The sequence below is a fragment of the Streptomyces sp. Ru73 genome, assembly GCF_002920575.1.
Lineage (GTDB): Bacteria > Actinomycetota > Actinomycetes > Streptomycetales > Streptomycetaceae > Streptomyces.
Genome location: NZ_PQSQ01000020.1, coordinates 1 through 23,388, shown reverse-complemented (window position 1 = coordinate 23,388; position 23,388 = coordinate 1). Strand labels below are relative to the sequence as shown.

Below are 23,388 nucleotides of genomic sequence, written 5' to 3'. Positions count from 1 at the left end.
TTTTGCGCCGGGGAAGGGTGTTTCCGTATGCGTGGTCATCAGTTGCACCGTCAGCATGCGTTATGTGCCGGTAGTTGAGAAGCTGTGCCGGTGTGGGGCCTATGAGGAAGAAACGGCCGGAAGGGGAACGGGAATGACGGTGCCGGTGTTCGTCGAATTCGAGCCCGCTGACGACTGCCCGTGCGCGGGCTGCGCCGAGCGGCGGCGCACCCTCGCACGCGCGGGGCTCAGGGACGGCGGCCACCCCGCCGCGCACGGCGCCCGCCGCGCGCTGGTGCTGGCCGCGGCCGCCGGCACGGTCCTCGCCTCCCCGGCCGCCGAGGGGCTGCACCCCACCGGTCCTGCGCCCCGCCCGGCCGCCGACGCGGAGCCGGCGCAGGTGCCGCAGGGCCAGGTCAGCGGGTTGTACGGCGGGGCGGGCGGTGGCCGGGCCCGGCCCGCGGGCGAGCCGCGCAGCACCACTCGCGCGCAGATCATCGCGCGGGCCAAGAGCTGGATCGCGGCGCGGGTGCCGTACAACATGAACGGTTTCTGGTCCGACGGCTACCGCGAGGACTGCTCGGGCTTCGTCTCGATGGCCTGGGGCCTGGGCAGCAACCAGTGGACCGGATCGCTCAGCCGGTACGCGGTACGCATAACGAAGGACGACCTGAAGCCCGGCGACATCCTGCTGTACCACAACCGGGCGAACCCCTCGGCCGGCTCGCACGTGACGATCTTCGGCGGCTGGGCGGACGGCGCGCACAAGAAGTACGTGGCGTACGAGCTGGCGCCGAAGCAGGCACGCAAGCGGGTCACGCCGTACGCCTACTGGAGCAACGCCGACAAATACGTGCCCTACCGCTACCGGAACCTGGCCGACGGCGGGGTGCCCGACACCGGGATGCCGGACATCGACCTCCCGGACGGTATGCCGGACTCCTTCCCGGGGCTGGGGCACTTCGGGCCGGGGGCCGACAACTCCTGGGTCACCCGGCTCGGGAAGCTGCTGGTCGCCCGGGGTGCCGGCGCGTTCTACCACGCGGGCCCCGGCCCGCGCTGGACCTCGGCGGACCGGGACGCCACCCGGGCCTTCCAGCTCGCGCAGGGCTGGCGCGGAAGCGAGGCCGACGGCATCCCCGGGCCCGACACCTGGGCGTACCTGACCGGCGGCAAGGGCCGGGACGTCGGCGACCGGGGCGCGCGGGGCGGCGGGTTCCCCGGCGTCCGGCACTTCCGGCCCGGCCACTCCAGCACGTACGTCACCCAGCTCGGCCGGCAGCTCGTGAAGAAGGGCTACGGCAAGCACTACCACTCGGGCCCCGGACCGCGCTGGACGGAGGCGGACCGGCGGAACGTCGAGGCGTTCCAGCGCGCGCAGGGCTGGCGCGGCCGGGAGGCCGACGGCTACCCGGGCCCCGAGACCTGGCGGCGACTCTTCCAATGACGGAGCACTTCATGGCAGGCAGAACGACGGACAGCGGACAGCCGGAGGCCGCCTTCCCGGCGGAGCCGGCGGGCGGCGCGGCACGGGGGTTCGGGGCTGCGCCGCGGATGGTCCCCCTGATGGACCCGGACACCGGGCTGCCCTTCGTGGACGAATTCGGGGTGCCGTCGGGCGGCGCGCCCCCGGCACCGGGCCCGGACGGGGTGCGGGCGGCGGACGCGGCCGGCGCGGAGGTGCGGCACCCGGCGCCCGAGGACGCCCGGCCGCCGGTCCCGGGCTGGGCGGCGGGTGCGGCGGAGCCGATGCCCGACCCGGCGCCCGTCCCGCGGCCCGAGCCCGATCCCACCCCGGAGCCGGCGCCGGACCCCGGGCCCGACGACCTGCCGCCCACGGCCGGCATCGAGGCCGCCGACGAGCTGCTCGACACCGCCGAACGCGCCGTCCTCAGCGATGCCCTCGGTGTGGTCGACGCCGGCAGCCGGGTGGCCTCGCCGGCCGCCCCCGCCGGGACGCCGACCTGGCCGGAACTGAGCACCGGGGACCCGGCGGCGCGCCCCGCCGCTCCCGTGGCGTCCGGCGCCCGCCGCGCGCCCGCCGAGGACCCGTACCTGGCCGAACGGCGCGGCCCCTCGCTCCCCGGCGGCCTGGCGCTGGTGGCCGGACTGGCCGCTGCCGCCTGCTGCGGGGCGCTGCTGTGGTGGCACGGGATGCTGCCCGCGCAGGCCGGGCGCCTGCTGCACCTGCCCGCGCGGGACCGTACGGCGCTGCCGCTCCGTGACGCCGCGCTGCTGGCATTGGGGTGCGCGGCCACGCTCTTCGCCCTCGGCGGGCTGGCCCGCGGCCGGGTCGGCAGCGCCTGGGTGCTCAGCCGCTTCGGGCGCTACCGCGGCACCGTCCGGCGGACCGGGCTGGTGTGGATCAGCCCGGTGCTGCGCCGCCGCCGGATCGACGTACGGCTGCGCCACTGGCGGAGCGAGCCGATCCCGGCGGTGGACGCGTCCGGGGTGCGGCTGCGGGCCGTCGTGCTGGTGGTGTGGCGGGTCGTGGACGCCGCACGGGCCCGCTACGAAGTCGACGACCACCTCACCTACCTGCGGGAACAGGTGGAGGCCGCGACCGCGCGGGTGCTCGGCCGGCTGCCTGCCGACGCCCCGCCGGCCCGGGCCGGCGGACCTGTGCTCCAGAAGGACGACGGGCCGAGCATCTGGGACGCGGAGGCGGTGGGCGACGCGCTGACCGCGCAGCTGGCCGCCGACTGCCGCCCGGTGGGCATCGAGGTGTTCTCCGCGCAGCCCACCCGGATCGAGTACGCGCCGGAGGTGGCGGCCGCGATGCACCGCCGGCAGGTCGCCGCGCTGGACGCCCGGCACCGCGACGCCGTGCTCACCTCGGTGGTGGACGCGGTGGACGACACCGTACGGCGGCTGACCAGCCGGGGCCTGGTGGAGCTGGACGACTACGAGCGCAAGGCGCTGGTCAAGGACCTGACCGTGGCGTTCTACACCGCCCGCGGCAGCGCGGCGGCGCAGGAGTGAGGCGCCGTGGTGGCCGCCACGACCCGCACCCTCGAACTGCAGCTGCTGCTCGGACCGGACACCGTCGTCCCGGTGGCGGGCCGGTTCAGCTACCGCAGTGACCGTCCGTTCGAGGTCAGGGTCGCCTTCGTCAGCCAGGGCCGGACGGTCGCGACCTGGGTGTTTGCGCGGGAGCTGCTGCTCGCCGGGCTGCGCGGCCCGGCGGGCGAGGGGAACGTACGGATGCGGCCCTTCCGGGACTCGGTCGGGCTGCGCCGGGTCCACATCGAGCTGCGGGCCCCGGGCAGCGAGTGCGCGCTGACGGCCGAGGCCACGGACCTGGCGGCGTGGGTGCGGGCGACGTCGGAGGTGGTGCCGCCCGGGCAGGAGGGCCGCCACCTGGACCTGGACGCCCATCTGGCGCGGCTGTTCGCGGAACGGAACTGAGACGTCCGGCTGAACGGGGGGCGGGGAGGGGTGACGAGCGGATCGGCAATTGGTCTGGACAAGTGCAACTGCCGTCATTACGCTGCGGCTTGGTCTAGACCACCATTGCACGGCTCGTCGAACCCTCCCCCACGTTCAGGAGCGAAGCATGCGCAAGAAGGTCAGCGTCACCGTCGTCGCCCTCGGCATAGCCGGCGCCTCCCTGCTCGCCACCGGCAGCGCCGCCAGTCATGGGTACGGCACCCAGCCCCCGAGCCGGCAGTCGCTGTGCGCCGCCGGCACCGTCAAGGACTGCGGCGCCATCCAGTACGAACCGCAGAGCGTCGAGGGCCCCAAGGGCTTCCCGGCAGCGGGCCCCGCCGACGGCAAGATCTGTGCCGGCGGCAACTCCGGGTTCGCCGAGCTCGACGACCCGCGCGGCGGGAAGTGGCCCGCCACGAACCTCAAGGCGGGCCAGGGCTTCACCTTCACCTGGAAGATGACCGCCCGGCACGCCACCACGGACTTCCGGTACTACATCACCAAGCAGGGCTGGGACCCGAGCAAGCCGCTCACCCGGGCCGCCCTGGAGTCGCAGCCCTTCATGACCGTGCCGATGGGCGGCAAGCAGCCGCCGGAGGTCTGGAGCCAGCAGGGCACCGTACCGACCGGCCACACGGGCCGGCACATGATCCTCGGCGTCTGGAACATCGCCGACACCGGGAACGCCTTCTACTCCTGCGCCGACGTCAACCTGTCGTAGCGGACCGTCCGGCGCGCGTGAGGTGCGGCTCCCGCGGACATACGACGAAGGCCCTCACCGGAGTGAGGGCCTTCGCCTTGTCTGTGCGCCGCCAGGGACTCGAACCCCGGACCCGCTGATTAAGAGTCAGCTGCTCTAACCAACTGAGCTAGCGGCGCCTGCTGACGACGTAAATACTACCTGGTCCTCAGGGGTGCTCCTGACCATGTGGCCCCGGCCACACAGGGCACCCCGCCCGGCGGGCCGCACGCCCCGGCCGCGCGGGTCAGAGCGCCAGCGAGAGCAGGACCGGCGCCGCCCTGCGGTTGAGGGTGTCGGCCGCCTTGCGCAGCCGGTGGGCGTTCTCCAGCGGCATGGACAGGGCGAGGCAGCCCACCGTCGCGCCGGCCGTGATCGGGACGGCGGCGCAGACCGTGCCCACGGCGTACTCCTGGAGGTCCAGGACGGGGACGGAGGCCGGCTGGCTGTCGAGCTTGTGGAAGAGGACCTTCTCGTTGGTGATCGTCCGGGAGGTGAGCCGGGCCGTCTTGTGCCGGGAGAGGTGGTCCCGCCGGCCGTCGTGGTCGAGCTGGGCGAGCAGGCACTTGCCCATCGCGCTCGCGTGCGCCGTGCGGTGGAACTCCGCCCATTCGTTGACCTTGGGGGCCTGCGGGCCGTCGGCGTAGTGCAGGATGCGCACCTCGCCGTCGATGTAGCGGCTGATGTAGACCGCCGCGCCGACGGAGTCGCGCAGCTCGTCCAGTGAACTCTGCAGCTTGTCGTTGAGTGCCTGGGCCTTTCCGGCGCCGCCGCCCAGTACGGACAGCGACTCCCCGACCACGTACGCGCCGTCGGACAGCTGCTCCAGATAGCCCTCGCGGCGCAGCATCGCCAGCATGTGGGTGAGGTGGGCCGTGGGCAGTCCGGTCTCGCGGGCGATCTGGGTGTCGGTCGTGCCGGTGGCGTGCCGGGAAACCGTTTCGAGCACACGGAGTGCGTAGCGCACCGAGTGGTAAGGCGCGGTGGGCTCGTGCGTCGGCGCCACGGTGTCCCCCTAGCAGGTTGTGACCGTTTGCATCGTCACCGTCGCCGCCCGTCACGGACGGCACGCGTCGCTGCGGCCTTCCCGGGTGGCGGGGCTCGTACCACGATAGCGGCCAACCTGGCGGACAGAAGGGGGTCTTGAGTGAAAATCGGCGTTCGGTACCCTGTCTGTTCAGCGCTTCACCACTGCGGCATATGCCGAGGTCATAGCCTTGGGCCGGAGAACGGCCCGCCGCCCCGCTCCCGGGGCGGCGGGCCGTGCGCGCGGAGTCAGAGCACCGCGCTGAGGAACTCCCGGGTCCGCTCGTGCTCGGGCTCCGTGAAGATCTTCTCCGGCGGTCCGGACTCGATCACCCGGCCCGCGTCGAACATCAGCACGTCGTCCGAGATGTCCCGGGCGAAGTTCATCTCGTGCGTGACGCAGAGCATCGTGATGTCCGTGGTGTGCGCGATGTCCCGCAGCACGTCCAGCACACCGGCCACCAGCTCCGGGTCGAGCGCCGAGGTGACCTCGTCCAGGAGCAGCACCTGCGGCCGCATGGCCAGGGCGCGCGCGATGGCGACCCGCTGCTGCTGGCCGCCGGAGAGCTGGGTGGGGTACTTGTCGATGTGCTCGGTCAGGCCCACCAGGTCCAGCAGTTCGTGGGCGCGCTCCTCGGCCGCCTCCTTGGACATCCCCAGGACGTGCACCGGCGCCTCGGTGACGTTGCGCAGCACCTTCATGTTGGGGAAGAGGTTGAACTGCTGGAAGACCATGCCGATGTGCTTGCGCACCTCGCGGGTGTGCTTCTCGCCGGCCGGGACGAGCCTGTCGCCCTTCTTCTCGTGGGTGAGGTACTCCCCGCCCACCTTGATCGTGCCCTCGTCCGGCTTGAGCAGCGTCATCAGCAGCCGCAGGATCGTGGTCTTGCCGGACCCGGACGGGCCGATCAGGGTGACGTGCTTGCCGGAGGAGACCGTGAAGTCCAGCGAGTCCAGGACCGTGTTGGTGCCGAACCGCTTGGTGACGCGGTCGAAGCGGATCAGCTCGCTGCCGTCCACCGCCGGGTTGACCGTTGCTTTCGAGAGGTTGCTGTCAGCGGACAAGACGACGCTCCAGGGCTCGCAGGAGAAGGGAAGCCGGGTAGGCGATGACGATGAAGGCGACGCCGACGATCGTGTAGGGCTCGAGGGTGTGGAAGGTCTGCGAGGAGAACTGGCGGGCCTCGCCGAGCATCTCCAGCACCCCGATCACGAAGATCATCGGGGTGTCCTTCAGCATCGCGACGACGTAGTTGCCCAGCGCCGGCACGACGCGCCGGATCGCCTGCGGCAGGATCACCGCGCCCCAGGTCCGGGTGCGCGGCAGGCTGAGCGCGGTCGCCGCCTCCCACTGGCCCACCGGGACGCCGTCGATGCCGGCGCGGTAGACCTCGGCGGTGTACGTCGAGTAGTGCAGGCCGAGGCCGATCACGCCGGTGGTCAGCGCCGAGAGCGTGATTCCCCACTCGGGCAGTACGTAGTAGAGGAAGAACAGCTGGACGAGGAGGGGCGTGTTGCGGATGAACTCGGTGACTCCCACCACCGGCCAGCGCACCACGGCGTGCTCGGAGCGCTGGGCCATCGCCCAGACCAGTCCGAGGACGAAGGCGATCAGCGAGCCGAGCGCCAGGGCCTCCAGGGTGACCAGCAGGCCGTGCCAGAACATCGGCATGAAGTCGCCGACGGAACTCCAGTCCCACTTCACTGGCCCGCACCTCCTGCCGGGGCCGCGCCGGAGCGGGCCACGTCACCGACCTGGTCGGGGCTGAGCCTGCTGCGCAGGCCCACGCGCTTCTCCGGAGCCTTGCCGATCCCCGCCTTGGCGTGCCGTTCCACGACCCGCATCCCGCGGGTGAGCAGGAAGGCGAGGACGAAGTACATGACGAGGATGATCGTGTAGACGGGCGCGCTCTGGCCGGTGGCGTTGCGCACCAGCGAGGCGCCGAAGGCGATGTCCGCCACCCCCATGATCGAGACCAGCGCGGTGCCCTTCAGCAGCTCGATCAGCAGGTTGTTGAACGGCGGGACCATTTCCGGCCAGGCCTGCGGGAGGATGATCTTCCGCAGCTGCTGGGCGGGGCTGAAGCTGAGTGCGATACCGGCCTCGCGCTGGGCGGGGGCGACGGCGTTGACCGCGCCGCGTACGACTTCCGACCCGTACGCGCCGTAGCTGAGGCCCAGGGCCAGTACGGCGGCCCACAGGGGGACCAGCTGCCAGCCGAAGGCGATGGGCAGCACGAAGAAGATCCAGAACATCAGGATCAGCGCGGAGGTGCCGCGGAAGATCTCGAAGTACGCGCCGGAGAGGAAGCGTACGATCCACAGCCGGTGGGTACGCGCCAGACCGATGACGAAGGCGACCACGGCGGCGAGTGCGGCGCTGAAGACCGTCAGCTGGACGGTGAGCCAGACGCCTTGGAGGAGGAGTTTCCACAAACCCCAGCTGATTTCGCTCATGGCTTGCACTTCTCCTTAGCGGTGATGGTCGTCATCTGGTCCTTGGTGAAGCCGAAGGGCCGCATGACGTCCAGGAGTTCGCCGCTCTTCTTCATCTTGTGCAGCTCGCGGTTGAAGGCGTCCCGGAGGTTGGTCTCCGGGGAGCGGAAGGCGAAGCCGCCGACGTCGATGACCGGCTTCCCGCCCACGTACGGCGTGACTTCCTGGGTGGCCTCGGCCTTCTTCGTATCGGTCTCCCGGACGACGTTGCGCACGGTCACCGCGGTGCCCACGAACACGTCGACCCGGCCCTGCTCCACCGCGAGCAGCCCGGCCAGCTGGTCGGGCAGGGTCGTGATGTGCTTGACCCCGGCCTCCTTGGCGTAGCCGATCTCGGCGTAACCGACGCCCGTGGCCATGTGGGCGCCGGCCCTGGCTATGTCCTTGTAGGTGTGCAGGTTCTTCGGATTCCCCTTCGGCACGATGAAGGCATCGAGCATCTGGTATTCGGGATCGGCGAAAATTACCTGCTCGCAACGCTCCGGATTGATGTACATTCCGGCCGCCACGACGTCGAACTGCAGCGAATTCAGGCCGGTGATGAGCGAGCTGAATTCCGTGGCGAACGGCTGGACGTTCGGCACGCCCAGCCGCTTGAAGATGCGCTCGGCGATGGCCGGCGCCGAGCCGGTCATCTTCCCGTCCTTCCCGATGTAGCCGTAGGGCTGCTCGCCCGCCAGTCCCAGCCGTACGGTGCCCTTGGCACGCAGCTGTTCCAGCAGATGTCCGCCGTCGCCGGTGTCGGCCGTCGACACCCGGCTGCAGGCGCTCGTCGCGCCCATCGCACCCGCCGCGCCGAGCGCCGCCACCCCCGCGAGCAGCGTGCGGCGACGGAGGCCGCTTCCCGAACTTCGTCCGTTTTGTTTGGTGTTCCCCATTGATGGAGCCATGGGCGCGCGACTACCCGAAGCGGGTGAACCTATGCCGATCGTTTCCGGCCCTTGATGCTTCCGGTATCGAAGGGGTCCTACACCGTGTTGCGGGGGAAAGTCCGAGTAACCACCGCTGTGCGCGGGGCGTTTGGGGCGGAAGGGGAATGACTTCCCCCGAGTCCCGTGGGAAGTGTCCGTGGACGCCCTACGCTCGGAATGCCGGGTGATACATCACCAATGACCGGCAGTGACCGGTAAGCATGGTAATCAACCAAGAGGGGTCATCATGGCCGACCGTTTCATCGAGGTCTCCCTGGACAAGCGCGGCGTGCGCTGCACGGCCAAGCTGCTCGACGACCGCGCGCCCGTCACATGCGCCGCGGTCTGGGACGCGCTGCCGCTCGGCGGCGACGTCTACCACGCCAAGTACGCCCGCAACGAGATCTACGCCCTGGTGCCGCCCTTCGCCCCCGAGGAGCCGCCGCTGGAGAACCCCACGATCACCCCCATCCCCGGTGACCTGTGCTACTTCACCTTCACCGACACCCAGCTGGCCACCTCCTCGTACGGGTACGAGGCGGCGGCCGAGCGGCAGGGCGGCAAGGCGGCGCACGCCGGCCGCGCCACCGTCGTCGACCTCGCGCTCTTCTACGAGCGCAACAACCTGCTGATCAACGGCGACGCGGGCTGGGTCCCCGGCATCGTCTGGGGCTCGGTCGTGGACGGCCTGGACCGGATGGCCGACGCCTGCCAGGACCTCTGGCGGGCCGGCGCGCTCGGCGAGACCCTCAGCTTCCGCCGGGCGTAGCGAGGAGGGCCGGGGCCGGGACGTCCGCGACCCCGGCCCCGTACAGGGCGTGCGCGGCGCGCAGCACGAGTGCGTCCGCGTGCCGTGCTCCGACGAGCTGCACCCCGATCGGCAGCCCGTCGCCGTCCACCCCGCAGGGCAGGGACGCGGCGGGCTGCTGCGTCATGTTGAACGGGTAGGTGAACGGCGTCCAGCTCGTCCAGCGTTCCTGCCCCGACCCCTTGGGCACCTCCACGCCGGCCTCGAACGCCGTGATCGGCATGGTCGGCGTGACCAGCAGGTCGTACCGCTCGTGGAACAGGGCCAGCCGCCGGCCGAGCGCCATCCGCACGTCCACAGCGGCGAGGTAGTCCAGCGCGCTGTAGCGCGCGCCCTGCTCGCACACCTCGCGCAGCGCCGGCTCCAGCAGCTCGCGCGCCTCCTCGCCCAGCGGCTGCACCACGCGTGCCGCACCGCTGAACCACAGCGTGTGGAACGCCTCCACCGGGTCCTCGACCCCCGGGTCGGCCTCCTCCACGTGCGCGCCCAGCTCCGCCAGTTTCTCCACGGCCCGGCGGACCGCCGCCGCGACCTCCGGCCGTACCGGTACGTCCCAGCCCAGCGTGGGGCTGTACGCCACCCGCAGCCCGGCCACCGGACCCGACAGCTGCTCCACGAAGGAGCCGGACACCGGGGCCAGCTGCGACCAGTCCCGCGCGTCCGGCCGGGAGATCGCGTCCATCATCAGCGCGGCGTCCGCCGCGTCCTTCGTCATCGGACCCGCGTGCGCCAGCGTCCCGAACGGGCTCGACGGGTACATCGGGACCCGCCCGTACGTCGGCTTGAGCGCGAAGATCCCGCAGAAGGAGGCGGGGATGCGGACCGAGCCGCCGCCGTCCGTGCCCAGGCTCAGCGGCCCGGCACCCAGCGCCACGGCCACCGCGCTGCCCCCGCTGGAGCCGCCGCACGTGCGCGACGGGTCGTACGGATTGCCGGTCACCCCTTGGAGCGGGCTGTCGGTGACCCCTTTCCAGGCGAACTCCGGCGTCGTCGTCTTCCCGATGAAGACCACGCCCTGCTCGCGCAGCCGGGCCACGGCGGGCGCGTCCTCGTCCCACGCCTGCTGCGCCCGGACGGTCCGCGAGCCGCGCAGCGTCGGCCCGCCGCGCATCAGGAAGATGTCCTTCACGGTGACCGGCACGCCGTCCAGCGGCCCGGCCGGTGTGCCGGCGCGCCAGCGTTCCGCCGACTCCTTCGCGGCGGACAGCGCCTCGTCGGCCTCCAGCCGGGTGAAGGCGTTGACGTGCGGCTGCACCCGCTCCGCCCGTTCCAGCGCGGCCCGCGCCGCGTCGACCGGGGAGAACTCGCCGGCCGCGTAGCCGGCCGTGAGCCGCAGTGCTGTGAGGTCCGCCAGTTGGGTCATCAAGCCCTCCATCGGGGGAGTGGAGTGTGCGGAATTTCCGGCTCCGGCCGGTGGCCGGGCGCGGCGGCGCGGCGGGCTGCGTACGGCGGGGGCTACTGCACCGGCACGTACCCCAGCCGCTTGTCGACGACGTTCAGCAGCGGCTCGCCGGCCTCCCAGCGGTCGTAGTTGTCCGCGAACTGCTCGGCGAGCGCGTCCCGCCAGCCGAGGGTGTCCCCGCTCATGTGCGGGGAGACGATCAGGCCCGGCACGTCCCACAGCGGGCTCTCCGCCGGCAGCGGCTCCTCCTCGAAGACGTCCAGTGCCGCGGCCGCGAGCCGCCGGCCGCGCAGCGCCTCGACGAGGTCCCGCTCGCTCACCATCGGGCCGCGCCCGACGTTGATGAAGCGGGCCGATTCCTTCATCCGGCCGAATGCTTCCCGGCCGAAGAGCCCGCGGGTCTCCTCGGTCAGCGGGGCGGCGCACACCACCCAGTCGGCGGTGGGCAGCAACCCGTCCAGCGCAGTGCTCGCGTGCACCGTTCCGAACTGCGGATCACCCGGCCGCTCCCGCCGTCCGACCAGTTCGACTTTGACGCCGAGGCCTTTCAGGGTCTGCCCGATGGCCCGTCCGATCGGCCCCGAACCGACTACAACCGCACGGGAACCGGCCACCCGGAGAGTTTCCCTGTGCTGCCACCGCCGCTGCCGTTGGAGCTCCCAACTGCCATAAAAATCCTTGGCCATGGCGATCACGAGACCGGCGACGTACTCCGCGATGGGCTGCTCGAAAACTCCGCGGGCATTGGTCACAACGGTCTCGTCCTCGATCAGCCCGGGGCACAGCAGCCGGTCGACGCCGGCGCTCGCGGTGTGCACCCAGCCGGGCCGCGGGCCGCCGGCGGCCCAGGCGTCACGGATGGCGTCGGAGGTGAAATCCCAGGCCAAGAGCACATCGGCGGTGGGAAGGCGGTCGGCGAGTGTCTTCTCGTCCGCGAAGATCACCTGGGCCCGCCCGGACAATCTGTCGAGCTTCGGGGGCGGCTCGGAACCGAGGACGAGGACGGTGTTTTCGGTCATGGGCCAGAAACCGTTCTGAAACGTGTGCCCCGTTAAATGAAAAGGGGCGCCGACAGATGCCTGAGATGCGAGGATTGACCACGCTAGGAAGCCGTAACTACCGTGTCAACAACGGCTCTGTCCCGACGTCCCGGCTTGTGCCGGTTGTATCGAAATCCCTGGCCAATGGCCTAGCCCTTTTCTTCTTCTAGGGGCCATTCATGGACGTCTCTTTCCTGGGGGGCCCGCAGCCGCAGTGCGGCGTGGGCGTCGTTGCACCGTTCGACTTCGCACTCGACCGCGAGCTGTGGCGCTGGGTCCCCGACGACGTGTCCCTGCACCTCACCCGCACTCCCTTCGTGCCGGTCGAGGTCTCCCTCGACCTCGCCCGGCTGGTCAGTGAGCACGAAACGCTCCGGGAGGCGGTACAGGCGCTCTCCGCGGTCTCGCCGCGGGTGGTGTCCTACGCCTGCACCTCGGGCAGTTTCGTCGGCGGCGTGGCGGGCGAGCGCGCCATGTGCGCCGCCATGCGGCAGGCCGGTGAGGTGCCGGCGATGACCACCTCGGGGGCGCTGCTGGAAGCGCTGTGCGAGATCGGCGCGCGGCGGATCGCCGTGGTCACGCCGTACACCAAGTCCGTCACCGACTCCCTGGAGGACTATCTGGCGGAAGGCGGCATCACGGTCACGGGCCGCGCCTACCTCGGCCTGACCCGGCACATCTGGAAGGTGCCGTACCGGGACGTGGTGGACATGGCGCGGCAGGCGGTGGTGGGCGCGGCCGACGCGCTCTTCATCAGCTGTACGAACCTCCCCACGTACGACGTGATCCCGCAGCTGGAAGCCGAGTTGCGGATGCCCGTCCTGTCCGCCAACCAGGTCACCATGTGGGGCGCGCTGCGAGCCATCGGCAGCCACGCGGTAGGCCCCTATCAGGCGCTGCTCGACCCCGTCGCGAGACGCGGCCCCGCGGCGCTGTCCGGTTCCCCGGAAGTGCCGCGGCACCGCCAGGAGCCGGAGGCGGCCTTCGCCGGTCCGCCCGCGGCACCGGAGGCCGAGCAGTCCGAGGGGCTCGAAGCACCGCCCTACCCGGACGACCCGTACGAGCCCTGAGGCCCGTACGCCACCTGAACAGCAGCGCACGTCGGTCCGTACACCCGCATCCGCACGCACGCATGGGAGTTCTGCATGGCCACGGTCGGCTTCCTCTACCCCGGCTACTCCGCCGAGGACGACTATCCCCGTATCGAGTCCCTCCTGGGCGGCGGCGTCCGGCTGCCGCTGGTCCACACCGACATCGGTGAGGACGCGCACCGGGTGGACGCCCTGCTCGAAATGGGGTCGGCCGCACGGCTGGCCGCCGGGGTCGCCGACCTCAAGGACCAGGGTGCGGAGGCCGTCGTGTGGGCCTGCACCAGCGCCAGCTTCGTCTTCGGCTGGGAGGGCGCGCAGGAGCAGGTGCGGGAGCTGTCGGCCACCGCGGGGCTGCCGGCGTCCAGTACCTCCTTCGCCTTCGCACGGGCCGTGCGGGCGCTGGGGGCCGAGCGGGTCGCCATCGCGGCGACCTACCCGGAGGACGTCGCCGAGCACTTCCACGCCTTCCTGAAGTCGGCGGGCACGGAGGTCGTCCAGACCCGCGGCAGCGGCATCATCACCGCCGCCGAGGTGGGCACATGGGGCCTGGACGAGGTGCTGCACCTCGCCCGGACGGGGGACCACCCCGACGCCGAGGTGGTCCTGCTGCCCGACACCGCGCTGCACACCGCGGCGTACCTCCCCGCCGTGGAGGAGGCGCTGCGCAAGCCGGTGCTCACCGCCAACCAGGTCACCGTGTGGGAGGGGCTGCGGCTGCTGGACCGGGAGATCCTCCGGCCCGAGCTGGGCACCCTCTTCGCGGGACCGCGGCGGGAGGAGTGACCGGGGGCCCGGGAACGGGCCGCCGGGAATAAACGGAGTACTGCTCCGGTTGGTCGCGGGGAAGACCCGCTACCTAGGAGGACCCGCACCGTGAGCGGCCACCACGACGCAAGCCGGGGCCCGGCCCCGGCCACCGACCGGGCCGCCGGCACGCCCGGCGCCGACGACGAGATCCGGGGCACGGCGCACGGCACAGCGCCCGTACCGCTGTCCGTCCTGGACCTGCTGACCGTCGGCGCCGGGGCGACCTCCACCGACGCGGTCCGCACCGCCGCCGACATCGCCAAGACCGCCGAGCGGCGCGGCTACCACCGCTACTGGGTGGCCGAGCACCACTCCATGCCCGGCGTCGCCTCGTCCTCGCCGGCCGTGATCCTCGCCCATCTGGCCGCGCAGACCGAGTCCATCCGGCTCGGCTCCGGCGGTGTGATGCTGCCCAACCACGCGCCGCTGGTGATCGCCGAGCAGTTCGGCACCCTGGAAGCGATGGCCCCGGGCCGCGTCGACCTCGGCCTCGGCCGTGCGCCCGGCACCGACGGCGCCACCGCCGCCGCGCTGCGCCGCACCGACCGGCTGCACGAGGGCACGGACGAGTTCCCGCAGCAGCTCGCCGAGCTGATCCGCTTCCTGGACGACGACTTCCCCGACGGGCACCCCTACGCGCGCATCCACGCCGTGCCGGGCCCGGTGCAGGCCACCTCGCCCGGCGGCGTCCAGTCCGCGCACCGCCCGCCGGTCTGGCTGCTCGGCTCGTCCGGCTTCAGCGCCCGGCTGGCGGCCCAGCTCGGCCTGCCGTTCGCCTTCGCGCACCACTTCTCCGCGCAGAACACCATCCCGGCGCTGGACCTGTACCGCGAGACCTTCCGCCCCTCGGCCGTACTGGACGAGCCGTACGCGCTGATCGGCGTCGGCGCGCTGGCGAGCGAGACCGAGGCCGAGGCCCGCCGCCAGGTGCTCGCCGGGGCGCTCTCCATGATCCGGCTGCGCACCGGCCGGCCGGGGCTGGTGCCCACGCCGGAGGAGGCGGAGAGCCACCCGTACAGCATGGTCGAGGAGGACTTCGTCGAGAGCTGGCTCGGCAACGTCATCTACGGCACGCCCGACGCGGTCCGCCAGGGACTGGACGACCTCGCCAAGCGCACCGGCGCGAACGAGCTGATGATCACCGCCAACGCCCACGGCGGCGCGGCCCGCCTCCGCTCCTACGAGCTGATCGCGGACGCGTACGGGCTGCCGGGCGGGGGCGCCTGACGGGGGACGGGGCTGCCGGGGCGGTGACGGGCCCCGTCAGCCCCGCTCCCCTTGTTCCTCCGGTGCTCCGGTGAGCAGTGCGGGCACCCGGTCGGCCGGCAGCGGCCGGGAGTACAGCCAGCCCTGGCCGGTGTCGCAGCCGATGCGGCGCAGCCGTTCGGCCTGCTCGGCGTTCTCCACGCACTCCGCCGTGACGGTCAGCCCCAGCCGGTGGGCCAGCGCCACGAGCGCCTCGACGATCGTCTCGTCGGCCGGGTTCGGATGCTCCGCCGAGCGGAAGCCGCGGACGAAGGAGCCGTCCAGCTTCAGCACGGAGACCGGCAGCCGGCTGAGATAGGCCAGGTTGGAGTAGCCGGTGCCGAAGTCGTCGATGGCGATGCGGACGCCCATGTCGCTGAGCGCCTGGAGGGCCTGGAGCGGCCGGCCCGCCGAGCCCATCACGGCCGACTCGGTCAGCTCCAGCTGGAGCAGTTCGGGTGCGAGGCCGGTCTCGTCCAGGATGCCGGCCACGTCGGCGACCAGGTCGGAGTCCCAGACCTGACGGACCGCCACGTTGACGCTGACGAAGAGCGGGGGCTCGTCGGGGCGGGCCAGCTGCCAGGCCCGCGCCTGGTGGCAGGCGCGCTCCAGGACCCAGCGGCCCAGCTCGACGATCGCGCCGTTCTCCTCCGCCAATCCGATGAACCGATTCGGCGGCAGCATGCCGAACTGCGGGTGCCGCCAGCGGACCAGCGCCTCCACGCCCTCGGCCCGGCCGTCGCCGAGCCCGACCAGCGGCTGGTACTCCAGCGTGAACTCGCCGCGGTCCACGGCAGGGCGCAGCGTGCTGGAGAGCGCCTGCCGGGTCATGCGGTGCGCGTTGCGCTCGGGGTCGAAGAGCGTCCAGCGGGCCTTGCCGTCCGCCTTGGCCCAGTACAGCGTGGTGTCGGCGGCCTGCATCAGGCCCGTCGCCGTCGTACCGGCCGCGGCCCGCTCCACCACACCGATGCTCGCCGAGACCGACAGCCGCTGGCCCGCCAGGTCGAAGGGCCGCTGCAGCGCGTCCAGCACGGACTGCGCGAGCTCGGCCAGCTGCTCGGTGCCGGTGGAGTCCTCGACCAGCAGCGCGAACTCGTCACCGCCCAGCCGGGCCACCAGCTGCCCGCCGCGCCCGGCCCGGCCCGCTGGGCGCTCGCCGCAGCGGGCCAGCCGCTCCGCAACCGCGCCCAGCAGCCGGTCGCCGACGCGGTGCCCGAGGGTGTCGTTGACCGCCTTGAAGCCGTCCAGGTCGAGGTAGCAGAGGCCGATCCGGCCCGTGCCGTTCCGGTCGTACGTCGCCGACTCCAGCGCGGCGGCCAGCCGCTCGAAGAAGAGGGCCCGGTTGGGCAGCCGGGTCACCGGGTCGTGCATCTGGAGGTGGCGCAGCCGGGCCTGGAGGTCGTGCCGGTCGCTGACGTCCGCGACGGAGAGCAGGACCCGGTCCCCGCCGGGCAGTGGCTCGACGCTCACCTCGGCCCAGAGCGAGTGGCCCCCGGAGTGCTTCAGCCGGCGGGTGCAGCGCAGCCGGTCGCTGCGGCCGGCCAGGACGTCGCGGTACGCGGTCCAGATGTGCGGGTCGCCGCCGAGGTCGGTGAGGTCGGCGGCGGAGGCCGCCGCCAGCGTGCGCGGGTCCCGGCCCAGCAGCTCGCCGAAGGCGGGGTTGGCGGCGGTCACCAGTCCGTCCCGGCCGAGGACCGCCATCGGCAGCCGGGCGGCCTCGAAGGCGGCGCGGTAGCCGCCGGCGGAGGCGGGGGAACCGGAACCGGGCGCGGGGACGCCGCCGGAGGCGCCGTCCGTGGCGGTGCGCTCGCTGCCCACGCAGCCCTCCCCTTCGATTTCGTTGGCCGGATCGTCACTGTGGGTGACCGCGGGCAGTGTGGCTCCGGAGGCGCGGCTCGTGCCGTCGGAGTGTCCGCTCACTGCTCGCTCCCGCATGGCGCTGGTCCGGTCGGTCGATCTCGGGGTAGGGGAATTCGCGGTGTAAGTGTGGCGATCATAGAGGTTTCCCGGACGGCCTAGCCAGCAACACAACCGTGACGATCGGCATCGTTGGCAGAAGTTTGACGGTTTCTGTGCACCTCTGTTCGGCAGCTGTCGCTGGTCGATCGATCGTGACGGTGTGTGATGACGCAGCGGGGCGTTGTTGTCACTCAACTGGCCCCATGGAACAGGACGAAGCACCACGAACCCCCACAGGGTGGATGGGATGTTCCGACTGCGTTCCGGGAGGTCGATGTGGAGCACTCCCCGACACCCGACGGGGTGGACCACGGACCGTTCCGGCGGTTCGCCGCCATCGCCACGTCGCTGATCGCACTCATCGCCACCTCCATCGTCGCCGCGCCCGCCACCGCGTCCGAGGCGACCCTCTCCTGTGCCCTGCCGCGCACGGACGTCCACCACTCCGAGGGCCTGAACTCCTGGAACGGCACCTACGCACGCCCCGCCCACACCCTCGACGCGGTCATGATCTTCCTGTCCTTCCCGGACGCCCGGCCGCGCGCGGCCCCGCGCCGGCTCTCCACCGATTACTTCCCCGCGACCAGCCGTTTCTTCCGCACCGCCTCGTACGGCAAGTTCCGGCTGCGCGCCCACGTGCACCGGGAGTGGGTGAAGATGCCGCGCTCGTCCGCCGCGTACGGGATACAGCGCGACTGGGACGCCGCGGGGCGCAGCGCCTATCTCGACGACGCGGTGGCGGCGGCCGACGCGCAGGTGGACTTCGGCCGGTACGACGTCGTCTACCTGGTCGCCGACCCGGAGGCGCCCGGCGTCGACTCCGACGCGACCAAGGTCGTCAACCTCGACCGGCCGCTGATGGCGGACGGGGCCCCGCTGCACCGCTTCGTCACCGTCTTCGAGAGCAACCCGCCGGACCGCAACGTCCTCGCCCACGAGACGGGCCACGTCTTCGACCTGCCGGACCTCTACCACCGGCCGGCCGACGTCATGGGGGACTGGGACACCTATGTGGGGGACTGGGACCTCATGGGCAGCCAGTTCGGGATGGCCCCCGAGCCCTTCGGCTGGCACAAGTGGAAGCTCGGCTGGCTCACCGACCGCCAGGTCGACTGCGCCCCGGCGACCGGCAGCACGGTACGCAGCCTGCGCCCGCTGGCCGCTCCGATGCGCCCCGGCAGCGCCCAGCGGCCCCGGCTGCTGGTGGCCCGTACCGGGGAGAACAGCGCGGTCGCGGTGGAGGTGCGGACCGCGGCGGGCAACGACCGGGGCCTGTGCCGCGAGGGCGTGCTCGTCTACCGGATCGACGGCGCCACGGCGTCCGGCGCTGGACCGGTGCGGGTGCTCGACGGGCACCCGGGCACCTCGGCCTGCTGGGGCGCCTCGGTCCACCCGCCGCTCGCGGACGCGCCGCTGGGCGTCGGCGAGAGCATGGACGCGGGGGACGGCGTACGGGTCGCGGTGACCGGCCGGACGGCGGCGGGCGACTGGACGGTCCGGATCACCCGGCAGTGACCGGCGGGCCCGGCCGGCCCGTGGACAACGACGAAGGCCCTCACCGGAGTGAGGGCCTTCGCTGTCTGTGCGCCGCCAGGGACTCGAACCCCGGACCCGCTGATTAAGAGTCAGCTGCTCTAACCAACTGAGCTAGCGGCGCCTGCTGACGTGGAAAACCTTAGCACCCTGATCGGGGTGGGCAAAAATCGATTCCCCGCCGTGGCCCGGCTCACGGGCGGGCGGCCGCGCCGGACGGGGCCGCGCGTACGGCGTCCGGGGCCGCCGGGCTCTCGGCGGGTGCCGTGCGCGCGGCCCGTACGCACGCCCACAGCAGCACGTCGGGGCCGGGCAGCCAGGGGTTCCGCACGTCGGGCGCGACCAGCCAGCGGGACGGCGGCAGCGGCGCGTCCGGCGTGGCCGGGCCGGGGTGCAGCGGCGGGATGCTCACCGCGTCGCCGGCGCCGTGGCACAGCAGCGGCGGTACCGCGCGCCCCCACTCCTCCCACGAGAGGAGCGAGGGCAGCCGCTGGGCGGTGCCGCGCGCGGCGAACAGCAGCAGCCGGCCGCGGTGCATCGCCACGGGCCCGGAGCCGGGCCCCGCCGCCCATAAACAGTCCGCCACCCGGCGGCCGAAGAGGGCGGGCGCGTTGATCACGTCGAAGACGGTGCCGCAGGGCAGCACGCTGGGCTCCGTGGGATGGGTGGCCCAGAGGTGGTGGACCCGGCGCGGGTGCGGGCTCGCGGACGCGAGCCAGTCGGCGCCGGCGAGCGTGACGTACGAGGCGGGGTGCAGATCGGGGGCCGGGGGCTGGGGCCAGTCACTCATGCCGACAGGTTTACCGGTACACGTGGTTCCGTTTCTGCGGTTCGGCGGAATTCGGGACACGGGGGAGTGACCCGGAGTATCTTCTGACCGCATATGCCAACGGCTCATGATCAACGCGAGGGCGACCATGAGCCGCGGTGCACGCCGTGGGTGCGGGTGCGCCGGTGCCGGTGTGCGAGCCGGGCCGCGCGGCGGCCGCGGTGGGCGGCCTAGCCGGCCTCGTCCGGGCGGTTGCCGCCCTCCCGCAGCAGGGACCGGCCGAACTCCACCATCTTGCGGGCGTAGTCCTCGGTCCAGTCGGCCCGCTCGGCGAGCACCGCCAGCGCCAGCCGGTCGAACCGCCGCGGGTCGGCGAGCTGCGCCGCCGCCATCGCCTGGTACTCCGTCGCCCGGTCCGCCGCCGCGCGGAAGGCGAGCGCCAGCTCCGTGGAACGGGTCAGCAGCTCGCGCGGGTCCTCGATCGACTCCAGGTCGAAGAAGTGCTCCGGGTCGGCCGTCGCCTCGGGCGGCTCGAAGAGCAGCGGCGCCGGTTTCAGACGCCGGGGCGCTGCGCCGCGCCCGTCGGGAGCCGGCTGCGGCTCGGACATGTACCTACCTCCAGGATCGTGTGCCGCGTCCCATTGTCCCGCGCTCCGCAAGTACGCCCCGGCAGCGTGCGTACGCCCGCGAGGCCCCGGCTACGGCCGCCAGGGCACCCGGTGCTCCGCCAGATGGGCCAGCACCGCGTGGTTCGCCTCCCAGCCGTCCGGGAACTTCACCGTCACCCCCAGCTGCACCGGCTCCGTGGACGGATGCTCGTCCAGCAGCTGCGCCACGCCCTCCCGGCACACCACGATGCACGCATGGCGGTGGCGCGAGGCCAGCACGCACAGCCGGCCGGTCTCCAGGTGGAAGGCGGTCGCGTCCGGGCGGCCGGACAGCGGGTGCAGCACGACCGTGACGTCGTACTCCCGTCCCTGCAGCCGGTTGGCCGTGTCCACCGTGACGCCCGTGACGCCCAGGTCGGCGAGCGCGGCCCGCACCGCCGCGGCCTGGTCGCGGTGGGCCGTGCCGACCGCGATCCGGTCGGCCGTCAGCGGCGCCGGGTCGGGCCCCCGCTCGCTGACCGTCGCGCCGCCGCGGTCCAGCAGCCGCCGCACCACCAGGGCCACGCCGCGCACCGCCTCGGGGTCCGTGCGGGGCGTGTGGCGCGCGGGCAGTTCGAGCAGGCCCCAGCCCGTCTCCGCCGCCTCGTCCACCACCCGGTCCACCGCCGAGCCGTCCGACGGCACGCCCAGCGTCAGCCGCCGGTCGCCGTGGCCGGTCCCGCTGCGGAACGGCGTGTACGGATAGAAGGCGTGCGACACCAGCGGCGCGGCCGAGGCGGGCAGCCGCCAGGACACCGGGAGGCGGTGCTGCGGCAGGTCGGGGTTGTGCGCCAGCAGCGTGGAGACGGCGCTGGCCGACGGGTCGTACGACAGGCCGGCCCACTGGTCGGCGCCCACCACGCTGAACGGGTCCAGCTGCCCGGGGTCGCCGACGAACAGCGCCCGCTCGAACAGGCCCGCCACGGTCAGCAGCGCGTCGGACCGCATCTGGTACGCCTCGTCCACGATCGCGTGCGGCCAGGGCTCGTCCACCTTCGTGTAGGCCCACTTGGCGGCCGTCGCCACGACGATCGGCAGGCCCTTGAGGTCGGCGGCCTTCGCGGCCGTACGGACCGAGTCGACCTCGTCCAGCACCGGGTCGTACGCACCGGGCTCGCTGCTGTGCAGCCGGCCGACGGGCAGCTCTGGGTCCTTCTCGGCCAGCCGCAGCACGAGGTCGTCGACCTGCGCGTTGGTCTGCGCGACGATCATCAGCGGACGGCCGGCCGCGGCCAGTTCGCGCGCCGCGCGCACCACCAGCGTCGACTTGCCCGCGCCCGGCGGCGAGTCCACGACGACGCCGCGCCGGTCGCCGTGCAGCGTGTCGTGCAGGATCGCCTCGGTCGCGGCGGCTGCCGCGGCGCCGGGGTCGAAGTCCGTACGGTCCGGCGCGGGAATTCCGCGGCTCACAGGAAGTCCTCCGCGGTCACGGGGTCGGGGTCGGGGAGCGGTACGGGCGGGGCGCCCTGGGCCGGGACGCCGGCACCGCTGCCGGGCGGCGGCCCGCCGTGCGTCCACGGCGTGTCCTCCGGCTCCGGCAGCTCAGGGCCGCCGCGCGGCGCGTGCTCGAAGAGCGTCCAGCACACCCGGTCGCCCTTCTCCGGCACGGAGCCGGGCTCCGGCGTCTTGCCGCGCCCCATGCCGCCGGTCAGCCGCACCACCAGCGTGCCCGGCTGGTCCGGTACGTACGCCACGAACTCCGCCGTCTGCGTCTTCCCGCCGTCCAGCGGGCGGTAGAGCTTCGCCCGCTCCTCCAGCTGGGGGCGGTCGCCCGTGCGCAGCGTGACCAGGGGCCGCGGCATCGGCCGCTTCCCCTCGGACATCGCCATCTCGACCTCGGTCACCTCGCCGGCGAAGGCCTCGCCGGTCAGCCGCCGGCCCGCCATCACCAGCGGGTCGTCCAGCGCCTCGTGCGCGTCCAGCTGGGCCTGCGCGGTCTCCCGCGAGGCGAGCTTCTGCGCGGCCGTGACCGCGTCGTCCAGCCGGGGCTGCGGCGGCTCACCGGCCCGCACCCGGTCCCGGTGCGCGGTGTAGGACCAGCGGTCCCGCCGCCAGCGGTCGGCCACCCTGGTCCCCTCGGGCAGCGTGCGCAGCAGGTCGACGCCGCGCCACACCGCGTCCCACGTCGGCCGCAGCACCCCCGCCAGGAGTGCGTCGAACTCCTCGCGCGCGCCGGGCAGTCCGGCGTCGTACCGCGCGATGGCCGGGGCCAGCGGGCCGTTGTCGAACGCCGGATCGGTCGCGGGGCCCGCCGGCGGGCACAGCAGCTGCCCGTCCGCGTCCCTGGCCGTCTCGGCACGGAGCGCCGCGGCGGCGCCCGACTCGCCCTCCGGCGGATCGATCCAGGCGAGCAGCGCACCCAGGTGCTGGTCCTCGGCCGCGCTCTGGCCGGTCGCCCAGTGCCGGGCGAGCAGGCCCGTCATCGGCAGCAGCAGACTGGCGCCGGGCACCCGGGCGCGCTCGCCGAAGTGGGTGAGCCAGCGGCCGAGCAGCGGCACGCGGGGCGGCGCGGGATGCGGGGTGTCCGGGTCCTGCTCGGCGGTCCGCCGGAAGCGCATGGACCGGCCCAGCAGCCGGACGAACTCCACGCCCGCCGCGCTCGGCACGAGCAGCTGCGGCGCGTCCGCGCACAGCTCGGCCTCGACCGTGACGCGCTTGCCGGTCTGCGGATCGGTCTCCTTGCGCTCGGCGGGCTCGACGTCGTCGGCGAAGGAGTCCACGTACGGCAGGACCGCGTCGGCCAGTTCGGCGAAGAAGGCGAACCGCAGGTCGCGGTCGCGCGGCTGAGGAACCGTCAGCAGCCGCGGCCGCTCGCGGTCCGTCCCGACCAGCGCGCCCAGCGGCGCACCGGTCTCACCGGCGGTCGTCAGGGGCACGAACACCAGGGGCCGGGCGGCGAGATGGCGGTGCCGCACGGTCGCCAGCGGCGTGGCCCGGCCGGCCGCCACGGCCTCCAGCCGGGCCAGCACGTCGATCAGCGACACTCCGCCTCCTCCTGTTGCCGCCCGGTGAGTTCGGCACCCGGGGGCGCGGCCGGACCGGGCACCGCGGGCACCTGCGGGGCCGCAGCCAGCGCCTCGGCGCGCAGGGCGGCGGCGCGGCGCAGTGCCACGGCCGCGGGGTCCTCCGCGCCGTCCGCCGCCCGGTCGTCCGTCGCCCCGTCGTCCGCCGCCGGTCCCGAGGCGGCCGCCAGGACGTCGCCGACCGTGCGCAGGCCGCCCAGCTCGCCCCGGACGCCGCGGCCCAGCGACTCGACGAGCCCCGCTTCCCTGGCCCGCGCGCGGCAGTGGAAGGCCAGCTCGCACGCGGCCAGGCACTCCGGTGCGTACGCAGCGCCGACCGACCCCACGGCCTCGGTCAGCTCCGCGGCCGGCCGGGTGGCGGTCTTCCCGTCGTCCGCGAGCCGCAGGTCGAAGGTGGTGCCCTCGGGGAGCGCGGCGGCCAGCTCCTCGACCCGGGTGAGCCGGGCCAGCTGACGGCGGGTCGTGGCCAGCTGCTTGCGGAGGT

The 23,388-nt window shown here is 73.2% G+C and carries 21 protein-coding genes, 2 tRNA genes and 1 pseudogene; 9 read left to right on the top strand and 15 right to left on the bottom strand.

The window, feature by feature from the left end; all coding sequences use genetic code 11:
- Positions 1–133: 133 nt before the first annotated feature.
- From C3486_RS12155 to C3486_RS12140, 4 genes are all read left to right on the top strand, one after another.
- Positions 134–1,426: a peptidoglycan-binding protein gene (locus C3486_RS12155; RefSeq protein WP_103832649.1), complete on the top strand. Its 1,293-nt coding sequence runs from the start codon at positions 134–136 to the stop codon at positions 1,424–1,426.
- A gap of 11 nt (positions 1,427–1,437) precedes the next feature.
- Positions 1,438–2,961: an SPFH domain-containing protein gene (locus C3486_RS12150; protein WP_258052732.1), complete on the top strand. Its 1,524-nt coding sequence runs from the start codon at positions 1,438–1,440 to the stop codon at positions 2,959–2,961.
- A 9-nt stretch (positions 2,962–2,970) separates the two neighbouring features.
- Complete coding sequence (locus C3486_RS12145; RefSeq protein ID WP_258052731.1) at positions 2,971–3,387, top strand: SsgA family sporulation/cell division regulator; 417 nt, start codon at positions 2,971–2,973, stop codon at positions 3,385–3,387.
- A 148-nt stretch (positions 3,388–3,535) separates the two neighbouring features.
- Positions 3,536–4,129, top strand: coding sequence for a lytic polysaccharide monooxygenase (locus tag C3486_RS12140; RefSeq protein ID WP_103832647.1), 594 nt, complete (start codon positions 3,536–3,538; stop codon positions 4,127–4,129).
- An 84-nt stretch (positions 4,130–4,213) separates the two neighbouring features.
- On the opposite strand, the gene C3486_RS12135 is transcribed toward C3486_RS12140, so the two are convergent.
- From C3486_RS12135 to ehuB, 6 genes are all read right to left on the bottom strand, one after another.
- Positions 4,214–4,287, bottom strand: a tRNA-Lys gene (locus tag C3486_RS12135).
- Positions 4,288–4,394: 107 nt separating this feature from the next.
- Complete coding sequence (locus C3486_RS12130) at positions 4,395–5,153, bottom strand: IclR family transcriptional regulator (RefSeq protein ID WP_103832646.1); 759 nt, start codon at positions 5,151–5,153, stop codon at positions 4,395–4,397.
- Between the two features lie 269 nt (positions 5,154–5,422).
- Entirely contained in the window at positions 5,423–6,193 is a 771-nt protein-coding gene (gene ehuA / locus C3486_RS12125; protein WP_103832702.1) for an ectoine/hydroxyectoine ABC transporter ATP-binding protein EhuA, read from the bottom strand.
- Positions 6,194–6,227: 34 nt separating this feature from the next.
- On the bottom strand, positions 6,228–6,878 hold the full coding sequence (ehuD, locus tag C3486_RS12120) for an ectoine/hydroxyectoine ABC transporter permease subunit EhuD (protein ID WP_103832645.1): 651 nt from the start codon (positions 6,876–6,878) through the stop codon (positions 6,228–6,230).
- Positions 6,875–7,630, bottom strand: a complete 756-nt coding sequence (gene ehuC, locus C3486_RS12115; protein WP_103832644.1) for an ectoine/hydroxyectoine ABC transporter permease subunit EhuC — start codon at positions 7,628–7,630, stop codon at positions 6,875–6,877. The genes ehuD and ehuC overlap by 4 nt, the downstream gene beginning before the upstream one ends.
- Positions 7,627–8,559, bottom strand: coding sequence for an ectoine/hydroxyectoine ABC transporter substrate-binding protein EhuB (gene ehuB / locus C3486_RS12110; protein ID WP_103832643.1), 933 nt, complete (start codon positions 8,557–8,559; stop codon positions 7,627–7,629). Before ehuB ends, ehuC begins: the two co-directional genes overlap by 4 nt.
- Before the next feature lie 268 nt (positions 8,560–8,827).
- Here ehuB and C3486_RS12105 point away from each other — a divergent pair, with 268 nt between their 5' ends.
- Positions 8,828–9,349 (top strand): DUF3830 family protein, encoded by a 522-nt coding sequence (locus tag C3486_RS12105; protein WP_103832642.1) that lies wholly within the window; start codon positions 8,828–8,830, stop codon positions 9,347–9,349.
- Here C3486_RS12105 and C3486_RS12100 read toward each other — a convergent pair.
- Together C3486_RS12100 and C3486_RS12095 are read right to left on the bottom strand one after the other, a co-directional pair.
- Positions 9,330–10,751 (bottom strand): amidase, encoded by a 1,422-nt coding sequence (locus C3486_RS12100; RefSeq protein ID WP_103832641.1) that lies wholly within the window; start codon positions 10,749–10,751, stop codon positions 9,330–9,332. The genes C3486_RS12105 and C3486_RS12100 overlap by 20 nt on opposite strands.
- Positions 10,752–10,843: 92 nt before the next feature.
- Positions 10,844–11,809 (bottom strand): D-2-hydroxyacid dehydrogenase, encoded by a 966-nt coding sequence (locus C3486_RS12095; protein WP_103832640.1) that lies wholly within the window; start codon positions 11,807–11,809, stop codon positions 10,844–10,846.
- Positions 11,810–12,009: 200 nt separating this feature from the next.
- Here C3486_RS12095 and C3486_RS12090 point away from each other — a divergent pair, with 200 nt between their 5' ends.
- From C3486_RS12090 to C3486_RS12080, 3 genes are all read left to right on the top strand, one after another.
- Positions 12,010–12,900 (top strand): decarboxylase, encoded by an 891-nt coding sequence (locus C3486_RS12090; RefSeq protein ID WP_103832639.1) that lies wholly within the window; start codon positions 12,010–12,012, stop codon positions 12,898–12,900.
- A 75-nt stretch (positions 12,901–12,975) separates the two neighbouring features.
- Entirely contained in the window at positions 12,976–13,704 is a 729-nt protein-coding gene (locus tag C3486_RS12085) for a decarboxylase (RefSeq protein WP_103832638.1), read from the top strand.
- A gap of 171 nt (positions 13,705–13,875) precedes the next feature.
- Positions 13,876–14,955: an LLM class flavin-dependent oxidoreductase gene (locus C3486_RS12080; protein ID WP_258052737.1), complete on the top strand. Its 1,080-nt coding sequence runs from the start codon at positions 13,876–13,878 to the stop codon at positions 14,953–14,955.
- 36 nt (positions 14,956–14,991) lie between these two features.
- On the opposite strand, the gene C3486_RS12075 is transcribed toward C3486_RS12080, so the two are convergent.
- Positions 14,992–16,908: a bifunctional diguanylate cyclase/phosphodiesterase gene (locus tag C3486_RS12075; protein WP_103832636.1), complete on the bottom strand. Its 1,917-nt coding sequence runs from the start codon at positions 16,906–16,908 to the stop codon at positions 14,992–14,994.
- Positions 16,909–17,208: 300 nt separating this feature from the next.
- On the opposite strand from C3486_RS12075, the gene C3486_RS12070 reads away from it, so the two are divergent.
- Positions 17,209–18,447 carry a M6 family metalloprotease domain-containing protein gene (locus C3486_RS12070; RefSeq protein ID WP_258052729.1) on the top strand — a complete coding sequence of 413 codons (1,239 nt, stop codon included), beginning with the start codon at positions 17,209–17,211 and terminating at the stop codon, positions 18,445–18,447.
- A 68-nt stretch (positions 18,448–18,515) separates the two neighbouring features.
- Here the strand turns inward: C3486_RS12070 and C3486_RS12065 are convergent.
- The 6 genes and pseudogenes from C3486_RS12065 to C3486_RS12040 form a co-directional block, all read right to left on the bottom strand.
- Positions 18,516–18,589: transfer RNA gene (locus C3486_RS12065), tRNA-Lys, on the bottom strand.
- Between the two features lie 69 nt (positions 18,590–18,658).
- Positions 18,659–19,255 carry a bifunctional DNA primase/polymerase gene (locus C3486_RS12060; protein WP_103832634.1) on the bottom strand — a complete coding sequence of 199 codons (597 nt, stop codon included), beginning with the start codon at positions 19,253–19,255 and terminating at the stop codon, positions 18,659–18,661.
- Between the two features lie 209 nt (positions 19,256–19,464).
- Positions 19,465–19,842: a hypothetical protein gene (locus tag C3486_RS12055; protein ID WP_103832633.1), complete on the bottom strand. Its 378-nt coding sequence runs from the start codon at positions 19,840–19,842 to the stop codon at positions 19,465–19,467.
- Between the two features lie 90 nt (positions 19,843–19,932).
- Positions 19,933–21,291: an AAA domain-containing protein gene (locus tag C3486_RS12050; protein ID WP_258052728.1), complete on the bottom strand. Its 1,359-nt coding sequence runs from the start codon at positions 21,289–21,291 to the stop codon at positions 19,933–19,935.
- On the bottom strand, positions 21,288–22,865 hold the full coding sequence (locus tag C3486_RS12045) for a hypothetical protein (protein WP_103832632.1): 1,578 nt from the start codon (positions 22,863–22,865) through the stop codon (positions 21,288–21,290). Before C3486_RS12045 ends, C3486_RS12050 begins: the two co-directional genes overlap by 4 nt.
- A pseudogene (locus C3486_RS12040) lies at positions 22,856–23,388 on the bottom strand (hypothetical protein); the annotation flags it as partial. The gene C3486_RS12045 and the pseudogene C3486_RS12040, both read right to left, overlap by 10 nt.

Excerpts from the sequence above, each read along its gene's own strand:
- C3486_RS12155 (WP_103832649.1), top strand. The coding sequence starts at position 134 with ATGACGGTGCCGGTGTTCGTCGAATTCGAGCCCGCTGACGACTGCCCG.
- C3486_RS12150 (WP_258052732.1), top strand. The coding sequence starts at position 1,438 with ATGGCAGGCAGAACGACGGACAGCGGACAGCCGGAGGCCGCCTTCCCG.
- C3486_RS12140 (WP_103832647.1), top strand. The coding sequence starts at position 3,536 with ATGCGCAAGAAGGTCAGCGTCACCGTCGTCGCCCTCGGCATAGCCGGC.
- ehuC (WP_103832644.1), bottom strand. The coding sequence starts at position 7,630 with ATGAGCGAAATCAGCTGGGGTTTGTGGAAACTCCTCCTCCAAGGCGTC.
- ehuB (WP_103832643.1), bottom strand. The coding sequence starts at position 8,559 with ATGGCTCCATCAATGGGGAACACCAAACAAAACGGACGAAGTTCGGGA.
- C3486_RS12105 (WP_103832642.1), top strand. The coding sequence starts at position 8,828 with ATGGCCGACCGTTTCATCGAGGTCTCCCTGGACAAGCGCGGCGTGCGC.
- C3486_RS12100 (WP_103832641.1), bottom strand. The coding sequence starts at position 10,751 with ATGACCCAACTGGCGGACCTCACAGCACTGCGGCTCACGGCCGGCTAC.
- C3486_RS12095 (WP_103832640.1), bottom strand. The coding sequence starts at position 11,809 with ATGACCGAAAACACCGTCCTCGTCCTCGGTTCCGAGCCGCCCCCGAAG.
- C3486_RS12090 (WP_103832639.1), top strand. The coding sequence starts at position 12,010 with ATGGACGTCTCTTTCCTGGGGGGCCCGCAGCCGCAGTGCGGCGTGGGC.
- C3486_RS12085 (WP_103832638.1), top strand. The coding sequence starts at position 12,976 with ATGGCCACGGTCGGCTTCCTCTACCCCGGCTACTCCGCCGAGGACGAC.
- C3486_RS12075 (WP_103832636.1), bottom strand. The coding sequence starts at position 16,908 with ATGCGGGAGCGAGCAGTGAGCGGACACTCCGACGGCACGAGCCGCGCC.
- C3486_RS12060 (WP_103832634.1), bottom strand. The coding sequence starts at position 19,255 with ATGAGTGACTGGCCCCAGCCCCCGGCCCCCGATCTGCACCCCGCCTCG.
- C3486_RS12055 (WP_103832633.1), bottom strand. The coding sequence starts at position 19,842 with ATGTCCGAGCCGCAGCCGGCTCCCGACGGGCGCGGCGCAGCGCCCCGG.